Raw genomic sequence first — 12,544 nt, forward strand, 5'->3', positions numbered from 1 at the left:
CTGACATGCAAACGCAACTCTTTATCGGCGGCCGCTTCGTGCCGGCGGCCAACGGCGAGACGCTCGCCACGCTCAATCCGCACGACAACTCGGTGCTTGCCGAAGTCGCGATGGCCGGCCCCGCCGACGTCGACCGTGCGGTCGTCGCCGCCAAAGCGGCCTTTCCGAAATGGAGCAATCTGGCGGCAGCGGAACGCGGGCGTCTGCTGCTGAAACTTGCCGACGCGATCGAGGCGAATGCCGATGCGCTGGCCCGGCTGGAATCGCTCGACACCGGCCATCCGATCCGCGATACGCGCAATCTGGATGTGCCGCGCACGGCCGCCACCTTTCGCTACTTCGGCGGCATGGCCGACAAGTTCGAGGGCTCGGTGATCCCCGTCGAGCAGGGCTTTCTCAACTATCTGGCGCGTGAGCCGGTGGGCATCGTCGGGCAGGTGGTGCCGTGGAATTTTCCGCTGATGTTCACCAGCTGGAAGATGGCGCCGGCGCTCGCCGCAGGCAACTGCGTGATCATGAAGCCGGCGGAACTGACGCCCTTGTCGAGTCTCGCGATTGCCGAGCTGATGGCGCAAGTAGGCTTTCCCGACGGCGTCGTCAACATCCTGCCGGGCCTCGGTCACGTGGCGGGCCAGTACATTGCCGAACATCCGCAGATCAGCAAGGTCGCCTTCACCGGTTCGACCGCGGTGGGTCGCAAGATCGTGCAGGCCTCGAGCGGCAACCTGAAGAAGGTGCAGCTCGAACTCGGCGGCAAGGGCGCGAACATCGTGTTCGGCGACGCCAATCTCGAAGCGGTCGTACAAGGCTCCGCGTTCGGCATCTTCCACAATCAGGGGCAGGCGTGTATCGCGGCCTCGCGGTTGATCGTGCATGAATCGGTTGCTGATGAAGTGCTCGAAAAGATCGTCGCGCTAAGCCGCACGATCCGCATCGGCGATCCGCTCGATCCGCTCACCGAAATGGGCCCGCTCACCTCGCGCCAGCATCGCGACCGGGTGCTGTCCTATGTCGACATCGCCCGCGAGCAGGGCGGCCGGGTGCTGGCGGGCGGCAAGGCGCCGGACGCAGCGGCGCTCGCGAACGGCTGCTATGTCGAACCGACGATCGTCGAGGCGAAGCCGGAACATCGCGTCTCGCAGGAAGAGGTGTTTGGTCCGTTTATGAGCGTCACGACCTTCCGTACCGACGAGGAAGCGCTCGCGCTTGCCAACGGCACCGAATACGGTCTCGGCGCAGGTCTGTGGACCCGCGATCTGCAACGCGCCCACCTCGTAGCGCGCGAAATTCGCGCGGGCATGGTGTGGATCAACTGCTATAAGCGCGTGAGCCCTGGCTCGCCGTTTGGCGGAGTCGGCGCGAGCGGCTATGGGCGTGAGATGGGCTTCGAAGCGATGCGCGAGTACACCCAGCCGAAATCGGTGTGGGTCAACGTCGACGCGCAGATTCCCCCTTACTACCCGCGCTGAACCGCCATGGACCCGTTCGTCTACAACGGCTTGCCGGCGCGCGTGATTTTCGGCCCGGGCAGTCTCGAACATCTGGCGCGCGAGATCGAGTTGCTCGGGGCGACGCGTGCAATCGTGCTCTGCACGCCCCAGCAGCGGGGCGACGCGGAGGCGCTAGCCACGCGGCTGGGCAACCGCGCAGCCGGTGTGTTTGCCGAAGCCGTCATGCATGTACCCGTCGAAACGGCGCGCCAGGCCCGCGATTTCGCTGCGCAAGCCGGTGCCGATTGCGCCATCGCGATCGGCGGCGGCTCGACGACGGGCCTCGGCAAGGCCATTGCACTTGAAACCGGGCTGCCGATTCTCGCGATCCCGACCACCTATGCCGGCTCCGAGATGACGCCGATCTACGGCCTCACCGAAGGCGGCTTGAAGAAGACCGGGCGCGATCTGCGCGTGTTGCCGAAGACGGTGATCTACGATCCGCTGCTGACCACTTCGTTGCCGCCTGCGCTTTCGCTGACGAGCGGCATCAATGCAATCGCGCACGCGGCCGAAGGGCTCTATGCACAGGACGCAAACCCGGTGGTGAGTCTGATGGCGGAGGAGGGCATTCGCGCGCTTGGCGAGGGCCTGCCGCGCGTCATGAATGAACCTGGCAATCTCGAGGCCCGCTCGGACTGCCTGTACGGCGCGTGGCTGTGCGGTGCGGTACTCGGCAGCGTGGGTATGGCCTTGCATCACAAGCTGTGCCACACGCTTGGCGGCAGCTTCAATCTGCCCCACGCGGAAACGCACACCATCGTGCTGCCGCACGTACTCGCCTACAACCGCGACGCCGCTCCGCTGGCGATGCGGCGGATGGCCCGCGCGCTACGCGCCGACGATGCCGCGCAGGCCGTGTTCGATCTGGCCCGCGAGCACGGCGCGCCAACCGCGCTGAAACAGCTTGGGGTCACCGCCGAAAACCTGCAGGTCGCGCTCGAGCTGGCCCTCAAGAACCCGTACTGGAATCCGCGCCCTGTGGAGCGTGCGCCGTTACGCGCGCTGCTCGAAGCCGCGTTCGAAGGGCGACGGCCGGCGTAGCGGCAAGCAGGCCTCGAAGCACAGCAGGACATTGACATAAAGAGAGGAGACAACCATGGACGAGTCTAACTTCGACGCCGGACGCCGCCGCTTCGTCAGCCTCGCGGCGGGCGGCGCGCTGGCGGCGGCGACGCCGCTGCTGTCATCGCGGGCTTTCGCGGCGAGTCCGCGCACGCTGAAGATCGGCTACGTATCGCCGCAAACCGGACCGCTTGCGCCGTTCGGCGAAGCGGATCGCTTCACGATCCAGCAGATGCAGACGGTGCTGAAGAACGGCATCGTGATCGGCGGCAAGCCGTACCCGGTTGCGATCCTCGTCAAGGACAGCCAGTCGAACCCGAATCGCGCCGGCGAGGTCGCCAACGACCTGATCCTCAAGGACAAGGTGGACATCATTCTGGTGTCCGGCACCCCGGAAACCGCGAACCCGGTCAGCGACGTATGCGAACTCAACGAAATGCCGTGCGTGTCGACGGTGGTGCCGTGGCAGCCGTGGTTTTTCGGCCGCAAGGGCGATCCGAAGAAGGGCTTCCGGTTCACGTATCACTTCTTCTGGGGCCTCGAAGATGTGATTGCCGTCTACACCGGCATGTGGCAATCGGTGCAGACCAATCACAGCGTAGGCGGCCTGTTTCCGAACGACGGCGACGGCAACGCGTGGGGCGATACGAAGCTCGGCTTTCCCCCCGTGCTTGCACAAAAGGGCTTCACGCTCAAGGACCCGGGGCGCTTTCAGAGCATGACGCAGGATTTCTCCGCGCAGATCTCGACCTTCAAGCAGGCGAATGCGCAAATCGTCACGGGCGTGGTGATTCCGCCTGATGCCAAGAATTTCCTCGTGCAGGCACGTCAGCAAGGTTTGAAGCCGAAAGTCATCTCGATCGGCAAGGCGCTGCTATTTCCCACCTCCATCGAGGCGCTCGGCGATCTCGGCGACGGGCTGTCCACGGAAGTCTGGTGGTCACCCGCGCATCCGTTCAGGTCGTCGCTGACGGGACAAAGCGCCGCGCAGGTCGCCGGCGACTACGAGCGGGTCACCTCGAAGCAGTGGACCCAGCCGATCGGCTTCGCGCATGCGCTGTTCGAAATCGCGGTGGATTCGCTAAAACGTGCCAAGGATGTCGATTCGAACGAGGCGGTCCGCGACGCGGTGGCGTCGACGAAGCTGGATACGCTGGTCGGCCATGTCGCGTGGGGCAGCGGGCCTGTGAAGAACGTCGCCAAAACGCCGCTGGTGGGCGGCCAATGGGTGAAGGGACAGAAGCATCGCTTCGACCTGGCGATCGTCAACAACCAGCTCGCGCCGGCCGTGCCGGTGTCGGGTCCGTTGAAGCTGATCGCGTGACCTGTCTGCGGAGAGCGGCCATGAACTGTGTTCTGAAATTGACCGGCGTATCAAAGCGCTATGGCGCGCTGCAGGTGACCGACGACATGAGCTTTGCGGTCGAGCGCGGCGAGACCTACGGCATCCTCGGCCCGAACGGCGCGGGCAAGACCACGCTGTTCAATCTGGTGAGCGGCGACGTGCGGCCCGATCAGGGCAGCGTCGAATTCGACGGCGCCGACATCGGCCATCTGCCGCCGTATCGCCGCTGCGTGGCGGGAATCGGCCGCTCCTACCAGGTGCCAAGGCCGTTCGGCGGCATGACGGTGTTCGAGAATCTGCTGGTCGGCGCGACCTTCGGCGGCGGTCTCGCGGAACATGCGGCCTACGACATTTGCGTCGACGTGCTCGAACGCACCGGTCTCAAGGCACGCGCCAACCAGCTGGCCGGCACGCTTGCGCTGCTCGACCGCAAACGTCTCGAACTGGCGCGGGCGCTCGCCACCCAACCGCAACTGCTGCTGCTCGACGAGATCGCCGGCGGTCTGACCGAACCGGAGACGCATCAACTCGTCGATGAGATTCGCCAGGTGAAGGAGCGCGGCGTGACGATCGTGTGGATCGAACACGTCGTGCATGCGCTGCTCGCCGTGGCGGACCGCCTGCTCGTCATCAACTTCGGCAAGAAGCTCGCCGAAGGACAGCCGGCTGCGGTGATGGACGACCCCGAAGTGCGGCGGGTGTATCTCGGACTGGAGGCGTGATCATGGCGGCTCTGCTGGAGACACGCGGTTTGACCGCGTTTTATGGTGACTTTCAGGCCCTGTTCGGGATCGACGTCACGGTTGCGCAAGGCGACGTGATTGCGCTGATCGGCTCGAACGGCGCGGGCAAGTCGACCTTTCTGAAGTCGGTGGCCGGGTTGCTGCGTACCCGTCCCGAGCAGATCGTGTACCGCGGCGAAGCGCTCGGCGGGGCGGCTGCGGCGAGTATTGTCGGCAAGGGCATTGCGCTCGTGCCGGAGGGGCGGCGGCTGTTCGCGAGCCTGAGCGTCGAAGAAAATCTGCTGCTCGGTGCGTATTCGAAGCGCCCCGGGCGCTGGAATCTGCAAAGCGTCTATGCGCTCTTTCCCATCTTGAAGGAGCGCCGCCAGCACGCGGCCACTGCATTGTCAGGCGGCCAGCAGCAGATGGTGGCGATCGGCCGCGCATTGATGAGCAATCCTGATCTGCTGATGTGCGACGAGCTGTCCTTAGGGCTCGCACCGGTGATCGTGCGCGAAATCTATGCGGCACTTCCCGCGATCGTCGCGGACGGCATGAGCGCGATCGTGGTGGAGCAGGACGTGCAACTCGCGCGCCGGGTCTCGTCGCGCTTCTATTGCTTGCAGGAAGGACGCGTGTCGCTAAGCGGGCAGTCCGCGCAAGTCTCGGACGAAGCGATCACGCGCGCTTACTTCGGAGCACTCGCATGAATACCCTGATCAACATCATCGTGCAAGGCGTGCTGCTGGGCGCGTTGTACGGCCTCTTCGCGATGGGGCAGTCGCTCGTGTTCGGCGTGATGCGGCTCACCAATACGGCGCATGGCGATTTCATCGTGCTGCTGGTGTTCGTGCTGTTCGCGTTGACGGGCTACGCGCATCTGCCGCTCGCCGTCGCGCTGATCCTGCTGCTGGTGGTGGCGTTCGGCGCCGGCTATGCGGTGCAGTACGCGATCCTCAACCGCGTCAGCAGCCGCGACCCGCTGCCCTCGCTGATCGTCACCTTCGGGCTGTCGATCGTGATCCAGAACGTGCTGCAGCAGGTGTTTTCCGCCGACCCACGCTCGGTGGCGACGGGTAGCTTCGAGGCGCAAAGCATCACGCTCGCGCCCGGCATCACACTCGGTTATCTGCCGCTCGTCACGCTGGCCGCGACGGTCGTGCTGGCGTTCGCAACGCAATGGTTGTTCGGCCGCACGCCGCTGGGCCGTGCGTTTCGTGCGACCTCGGACGACCGCGAGATCGTGCAGTTGATGGGCGTCGCCTACCGGCGCACCTATGCGCTGGCGATGGGCATCGCGTTCGTGCTGATCGCCGTGGCCGCGGCGCTCTATGCGATGCGCACCGCAGTCTCGCCGACCGACGGACCCGCTTTGCTGCTGTACGCGTTCGAGGCGGTGATCATCGGCGGCATGGGTTCGTTCTGGGGCACGTTTCTCGGCGGCATGGCGTTGGGCATCGCGCAGCAGGCGGGCTTTTACTTCGATCCCGGCTGGGGAATCTGGCTGGGCCACGTGGTGTTCCTGGGGGTGCTGGTGGTCCGGCCGCAGGGCCTGTTGCCTAAAACCGCATAGAGGCTGATATGAACACACCATTGAACCGTGACGCAGCGGCAGGCTTCGAAGTGCGGCGTGCGACGCGAGCGAGCCGAGTCACCGTCCTGATCTTGCTGATCGTGGCGGTCGCTGTGGCGAGTGCGCCCTGGTGGGCCGGGCGCGATGCGTTGCATGACTTCGTACAACTCGCGTCGTATCTCGTCTTCGCCATGATGTGGAATCTGCTGGCTGGATATGGCGGCATGGTGTCGATCGGGCAGCAGGCGTTTTTCGGCATCGGCGGCTATGGGATGCTGATTCTCGCCAACTACTGCGGCGTCTCGCCGTTCATTGCGGTGCCGCTTGCCGCAATCATTGCGACGGCCGTGGCGATTCCCGTGTCGCTCGTGGCGTTTCGTCTCGAGGGCGGCTACTTTGCCATCGGCACATGGGTAATCGCGGAAGTGTTCCGGCTGACGTTCGCCAACGTCGCCGTGCTGGGCGGCGGCTCGGGCACCAGTCTGACCGCGTTGCAGGACGTGCCGCGGGCGCTGCGCGAGTCGCTCACGCTGTGGCTCGCGCTGGCCATCGTCGCCGCCGCCATCGGCTTGCTCTACGTGTTCCTGCGCTCCAGGGCGGGTCTTGCGTTGACCGCCATGCGCGATAACGCCGTGGCGGCCAGCAGCCAGGGTGTGGCTGTGAAGCGGGCGCGGCTGATCGTCTATCTGGTGTCCGCGTGCGGCGCGGCGTTGGCCGGTGGACTCTATTTCCTCGGCAATCTGCGCATCTCGCCCGACGCTGCGTTCTCCGTGAACTGGACCGCGTTCGGCATTTTCATTGTGTTGATCGGCGGTCTTGGGACGCTCGAAGGGCCTATCGTCGGCGCGTTGATTTTCTTCGTGCTGAATAAATTCCTGTCCGATTACGGCACCTGGTATCTGATCGGACTCGGTGCGCTGGCGATCGTCGTGACGATGTTCTTTCCGCAGGGACTGTGGGGCTTCGTGTCACGCCGCTTCGGTCTGCAACTGTTTCCGGTGGGGCGGCGCGTCGTGTTTCTGGACAGTGGGACTGCCGCGCGGCCTTCGACTGACGACGTGACGGACGCCTTGAGCGCGTCGTCAGCCGCGCATCGCGCCTGAGGGAGCCATGATGAAGGCTGCGAACCCCGCCGCGTTGCCTGGCTACCTGTGCGCACTCGACGACGTCCCCGATGGCGGCGGCTTCGAAATACCGCCTGAGTGTGCCGGTACGCCGGGCATCGTCGTGCTGCGCCGTAGCGACGAAACCTGGGCCTATCGCAACCTCTGTCCGCACTTTTCGATTCCGCTGAACTACGAGCCGAATACGTTCTGGGCATACGACGCCGAGTTGCTGATGTGCGCACACCATAGCGCGATGTTTCGCTTCGAAGATGGCGTGTGCATCGATGGTCCGTGCCAGGGTGCCTCGCTCACTCCGGTTGCGATTCGCATCGAGGCAGGGCACGTATTCATCGACGCGGCCCACGACCCGTTCAACACCTGCGCCGCTCAGGCTCAGGTCCAGATCCAGGCAAAACAAGGAGACATCTCATGAGTGACATTCCGCGCAAATCCGCGACGCCGGTCAAGGCCGGGCGATTCGATGGCGTTTTCGACATGGTGATAGTGGGAGCGGGCGCCGCCGGCCTTGCTTGCGCGCTGTTCGCCGCCTGGCAGGACAACAAGGTGCTGTTGCTAGAAAAAGCTGCGGAACCGGGCGGTACGGCGAAGAAGGCCGCGTTCTGGTACTGGGTGCCCAACAACCGGCCAATGCGCGAACTCGGTATCGAAGACAACCGCGAAGACTGCATACGCTATATGGCGCGACTGTCGCGGCCGGAAGTCTATAGCCCGCATCTGCCGCGCTTCGGCATGACACAGTGGGAATACGATATGTGCGCGGCGATTTACGACAATGCGTCGCCCGCCGCCGAACTGCTCGCCGGGAAGGGCGCGCTCGAATACCGTCATTGTCCCGAGGTGTGCGATTACTGGGCCGAACTGCCTGAGGACAAGGCGCCTAAAGGACGCGTGCTGTTGCCCAAGGGGGCTTGCGATTCGATGTCCGACGGCGGCGCGGTAGCGGTCCGTTCGATGTCCGAAGCGGCGCTGCGGGCCGGCGTGGAGATCCGCACGAATTGCCGCGTTCAGCGGCTTCTCATCGACGACAGCGGTGCCGTGACAGGTGTCGAAGCCGATGTCGCTGAGCAGGGCACGCTCACGTTCAAGGCGCGCAAAGCGGTGATCTTCGGCACGGGCGGCTTCACCCACAACAAGACGATGCGCAAGAACTTCCTGAGCGCGCCGGTTTTCGGCGGCTGCGCGGCGCGCAGCAACGAAGGGGATTTCGTCTCGATCGGCACCGCGATGGGCGCGGAGCTGCGCAACATGAACTATGCGTGGATGTGTCCGATTGTTCTCGAAAAGGCATTGAATGACGATGCCAGTCTGGTCGGCACGTTTTCGCCGTCGGGGGATTCGATGATCTACGTGAATCGTCACGGCAGACGGGTCACCAACGAAAAGCTCGCGTACAACGAGTCGGCGCAGGCTTTCTTCGAGTGGGATCCGGCTACCTCGCAGTACCCGAACCTCGTTCTTGCCGCAGTCTGGGACGCGCGCAGTCAGCAGTACTCCTCAAGCACGGAGTACGGCCGCTTCATCGTCCCCGAAGGTGTCAACGATGCTCATGTGATCAAAGCCGACACGCTAGCCGGACTGGCGCACAAGATTCGTGAGCGGGTGGCTCAACTCTCGCCGCAGATCGGCAATCTGAAGTTCGACGACGACTTCGCGGCCAATCTGCCTGCAACCGTCGAACGCTTCAACGAATTTGCGCGAAACGGCAAGGACCTCGATTTCCAGCGTGGCGAGCGACCCGTCGAAGTGCTGTTCAACGGCCCGACCGCCCCCGAACCATCGGCGCCGAATCCGACCATGTATCCGCTTGCCGACCGCGGCCCGTACTATGCCGCGCTGCTGACCGGCGGTAATCTCGACACGAAGGGCGGCCCGGTCACGAATCCCGACGGACAGGTGCTCGACGACATGGGCAACGCAATTGCGGGCCTGTATGGCGTCGGCAACTGCGTCGCGTCGGCGTCGGCGCGTGCCTACTGGGCAGGCGGGGCCACACTCGGCCCGATTCTGGCATTCGCGTATCTCGCGGCTAACCGCGCGCACCAGGAAGTGCCACGCTAAAAAGCCGTGTTGACTTCCCGCTGGCGGAGCGCGCCGCCGGCGGCCCTTATCAGCCCACCATTCACCAGGAGGAGACGATCATGGCGCTTACTACCCAGACAATGACCGACGAGCAGAGGAAGTCGGTCGCCATCGAATATCTGAAAGCGTTCGACAACGGCGGTGTGACGTCGACGGGCGGCAGTATTCTCGAACTCTTCGCCGACGACGCCCAGGTGTTCTTCCCGAAGTGGGGTGTTGCCAACGGCAAGGATCAGATCGGCAAGCTGTTCGGCGATGTCGGCGGAACGTTGAAATCGATCGTTCACCACTACGCGCACTTCAACTGGATTTTCTCCGGCAGCGACGTGGTGGTGTGCGAAGGCACCAGTCATGGCGAACACCGCGACGGTCCCTGGCGCGCCGGCGTGCCGGCGTGGGGCGCCGGTAACTGGTGCGACGTGTTCGAGATTCGCGACTGGAAGATTCAGCGTGTCTATATCTACCTCGATCCGGACTACGCCGGGCGCGATACGAGCCGCTATGCGTGGCTTGGCAAAGAGTGAGGGAGACGAGCATGATCGATCTGGAAAGCCTCGGCGGCATCGTCGACGATGCGGATTCGGTGACCGCGGTCGTGACCGCCGCGATGAGTCGAACCGAAGACCCGCGCCTGAAACAGATTGTCGACGCGCTCGTCAAGCACGCGCATGCCTTCTTCAAGGAGGTTCGGCTGACGGACCAGGAATTCGAGCAAGGCATCGAGTTCGTCAAATCGATCGGCGAGGCTTGTCGCGACGACCACAACGAAGCCGTCCTGTGCGCTGATGTGCTGGGGTTCTCCACCCTCGTCACGCTGCTGAACAACAGCGGGTCGAATGGCCGCACGCCAGGCGCATTGCTCGGGCCGTTCTATCGCGGCGCTTCGCCCGCGCATGCAAACGGCGAGAACATTGCCTGCGAAGGATCGCCGGGCACGCCGTTATTCGTCAGGGGACGTGTGCTCGATACGTCTCGGCAACCGGTGGTCAACGCGATGGTGGACGTCTGGCAGGCGTCACCCGTCGGCATGTACGAGAACCAGGATCCGGACCAGCCGGACATGAATCTGCGCGGGCGCTTTCATACCGACGCGCAAGGGCATTTCGCCTTCCGCACGGTCAGGCCGGCGGGCTATCCGGTCCCGACCGATGGCCCGGTGGGCGTACTGCTCGCGAAGCAGCAGCGCCATCCGTATCGTCCGGCGCACCTGCACTTCGTCGTCATCGCCGAGGGACACGAAACGCTCGTATCGCAAGTCTTCGCTGACGACTCCGAGTATCTGGGCTCGGATGTGGTGTTCGGTGTGAATCGATCGCTGATCGGCAGCTTCGAGCGTCACGAGGACGGCGCGGCGCCTGACGCAACCGTGCAAGGGCCGTATTACACGCTCGATTACGACTTTGTGATTGCGAAAGGCACGCCGACGTATCCGACGCCACCCATCAAATAACGCGCGCAGGTTTGCGTCCGCAGCGTCTGCACATGCAAAAACGCCCGAACGAAGTGCCTGTTAAGGGCGTCTCCATCCGGGCGTTGTGCTACACAAGCGTGGCGCACCGGGAAACGCGAAGCTTCCCGGCGGCGCGTTTTGCGCTTAGAACTTGTGACGGATGCCCACACGCACAGCCAGCTGCGTGGATGCACCGGCAACCGGCAGGTAGCTGCTGGTGCTCACGCCGATCTGCGATTGCAGGTCGGCATTCTTCGCGTTCTTGCCCGAAGCGTCCTGATAGATGCCCAGCAGGTAGACGTCCGTGCGCTTGCTCAGCGCGTAGTCGACGCTGGCGTCAACCTGGTTCCAGTGACCGTTGGTCAGATCCGAAGCCTGCATGTACGTGTAGCCCAGCGCGCCCGTCAGTGCCGGCGTGAAGGCGTACTTGCCGCCTGCTTCATACGAGTTGAACGTCGTCATGTGACCGACGATCTGGTCGATGTTCGTGTGCGTCCACAGAGCCCACATCGTTGCTGCGCCGAGCGAGTACTTCGCGCCAACGCCAGTCGTTGCCAGGTCTTTCGCAGTGCCGGTAATCGACGCATTGGCGAGCGAGGTCGAGAAGGACGGCGATGCGGAAGCCGGGAAGCGGATGTCCGTATACGCTGCGCCGATCGCGAACGGGCCGTTCACATAGTTCAGGCCGAAGCTGTATGCCGACGACGAACCGCCCGTGCCCGGTGCGCCTGCAAATGCACCTGCCTGGTTCGAGAAGCCGTACATCGCGCCGAAGGTCAGGCCGTAGAAGTTCGCGCTGCTGAACTTGACCGAGTTGTTGATACGGCTCGACGTGAGCTGGTCGATATCGTTGATGTGGTAAGCGTAGTTGCCGCCGACGGTCTGGCCGCCGTTGGCGTACGAGCCACCCAGATAGTCGGTCGAGAACGTGTACTGACGACCGAACGTCAACGAGCCGATGCCGTCCTTCGAGAGGCCGACCCAAGCCTGGCGGCCGAACAGGTCACCACCTTGACCGAGCGTACCGTTACCCGAGTTGAAGCCGTTTTCCAACGTGAAGATCGCCTTCAGGCCGCCACCGAGGTCTTCGGAACCCTTGAGGCCCCAACGGCTTCCTTGAGCGACGCCGTCGCCGTATTGAACGAGATCCTTGGCTTGCGCGTTAGCGTGATTCACATACGTGATACCCGCGTCGATGATGCCGTACAGCGTTACGCTGCTTTGTGCGTGAGCTGCGCCGGCAAAGCTGAAGCCTGCGAGGACAGCAGAAGCGGTGGTCAAAACTTTCTTATTCAAGAGATTCTCCGATGATATATAGGCAATCGCACGCATGGCTCTAATGGCAGGTCGAGCGATGGGCGCAAATGTAAGGGACGTAAAGGTAGGGAATATGACAGTCAGGTTATTTTGAGGATGTGTCGCGTGAATGCGACATCTGTGCTGCCACGCCTGACGGAGATTGATTGGCTAAGGCGCTGCGCGTTGCTTGCGACGACACGCTCTATGAATCAGTTGCCTTAAGGGAAACGCATGCCACGGGACTGAGAATCGCAATGTGCTTGCTATTGCAACTATTTTTCTTGACGGAAACTTTTGCGTATGCAATGACAAAGTGCTTAAGGTCGGCGCGGTGAAAGCTACCTTGCAACGGAGAGACACGCTATTCCTGTGGCCGAGGAGAGGCGTAATCTGA

12 protein-coding genes are annotated in these 12,544 nt (G+C 63.4%); 11 read left to right on the top strand and 1 reads right to left on the bottom strand.

Annotated elements, in window-relative coordinates; all coding sequences use genetic code 11:
* Nucleotides 1–5 precede the first annotated feature (5 nt).
* From VGH41_RS20030 to VGH41_RS20080, 11 genes are all read left to right on the top strand, one after another.
* Nucleotides 6–1,469: an aldehyde dehydrogenase family protein gene (locus VGH41_RS20030; RefSeq protein WP_331599279.1), complete on the top strand. Its 1,464-nt coding sequence runs from the start codon at nucleotides 6–8 to the stop codon at nucleotides 1,467–1,469.
* Nucleotides 1,470–1,475: 6 nt separating this feature from the next.
* Complete coding sequence (locus VGH41_RS20035; protein WP_331599280.1) at nucleotides 1,476–2,534, top strand: maleylacetate reductase; 1,059 nt, start codon at nucleotides 1,476–1,478, stop codon at nucleotides 2,532–2,534.
* A gap of 55 nt (nucleotides 2,535–2,589) precedes the next feature.
* On the top strand, nucleotides 2,590–3,879 hold the full coding sequence (locus VGH41_RS20040; RefSeq protein WP_331599281.1) for an ABC transporter substrate-binding protein: 1,290 nt from the start codon (nucleotides 2,590–2,592) through the stop codon (nucleotides 3,877–3,879).
* 20 nt (nucleotides 3,880–3,899) lie between these two features.
* A complete protein-coding gene (locus tag VGH41_RS20045; protein WP_331599282.1) occupies nucleotides 3,900–4,622 on the top strand; it encodes an ABC transporter ATP-binding protein in 723 nt (240 codons plus the stop codon).
* Between the two features lie 2 nt (nucleotides 4,623–4,624).
* Nucleotides 4,625–5,332, top strand: coding sequence for an ABC transporter ATP-binding protein (locus VGH41_RS20050; RefSeq protein WP_331599283.1), 708 nt, complete (start codon nucleotides 4,625–4,627; stop codon nucleotides 5,330–5,332).
* Nucleotides 5,329–6,195 (top strand): branched-chain amino acid ABC transporter permease, encoded by an 867-nt coding sequence (locus VGH41_RS20055; protein WP_331599284.1) that lies wholly within the window; start codon nucleotides 5,329–5,331, stop codon nucleotides 6,193–6,195. Before VGH41_RS20050 ends, VGH41_RS20055 begins: the two co-directional genes overlap by 4 nt.
* 8 nt (nucleotides 6,196–6,203) lie before the next feature.
* Nucleotides 6,204–7,298, top strand: coding sequence for a branched-chain amino acid ABC transporter permease (locus VGH41_RS20060; protein ID WP_331599285.1), 1,095 nt, complete (start codon nucleotides 6,204–6,206; stop codon nucleotides 7,296–7,298).
* Between the two features lie 10 nt (nucleotides 7,299–7,308).
* The gene (locus VGH41_RS20065; protein WP_331599292.1) at nucleotides 7,309–7,734 is read left to right on the top strand and encodes a Rieske (2Fe-2S) protein; all 426 of its coding nucleotides are present in this window, start codon (nucleotides 7,309–7,311) and stop codon (nucleotides 7,732–7,734) included.
* A complete protein-coding gene (locus VGH41_RS20070) occupies nucleotides 7,731–9,380 on the top strand; it encodes an FAD-dependent oxidoreductase (protein ID WP_331599287.1) in 1,650 nt (549 codons plus the stop codon). Before VGH41_RS20065 ends, VGH41_RS20070 begins: the two co-directional genes overlap by 4 nt.
* An 80-nt stretch (nucleotides 9,381–9,460) precedes the next feature.
* Nucleotides 9,461–9,925 (top strand): nuclear transport factor 2 family protein, encoded by a 465-nt coding sequence (locus VGH41_RS20075; protein WP_331599288.1) that lies wholly within the window; start codon nucleotides 9,461–9,463, stop codon nucleotides 9,923–9,925.
* Nucleotides 9,926–9,936: 11 nt separating this feature from the next.
* On the top strand, nucleotides 9,937–10,851 hold the full coding sequence (locus VGH41_RS20080; protein WP_331599289.1) for a dioxygenase: 915 nt from the start codon (nucleotides 9,937–9,939) through the stop codon (nucleotides 10,849–10,851).
* 144 nt (nucleotides 10,852–10,995) lie between these two features.
* Here the strand turns inward: VGH41_RS20080 and VGH41_RS20085 are convergent, their stop codons facing one another.
* Nucleotides 10,996–12,147, bottom strand: coding sequence for a porin (locus tag VGH41_RS20085; RefSeq protein ID WP_331599290.1), 1,152 nt, complete (start codon nucleotides 12,145–12,147; stop codon nucleotides 10,996–10,998).
* Between the last annotated feature and the right edge of the window lie 397 nt (nucleotides 12,148–12,544).

Origin of the sequence: Paraburkholderia sp., from assembly GCF_036488795.1 — a bacterium.
Lineage (GTDB): Bacteria > Pseudomonadota > Gammaproteobacteria > Burkholderiales > Burkholderiaceae > Paraburkholderia.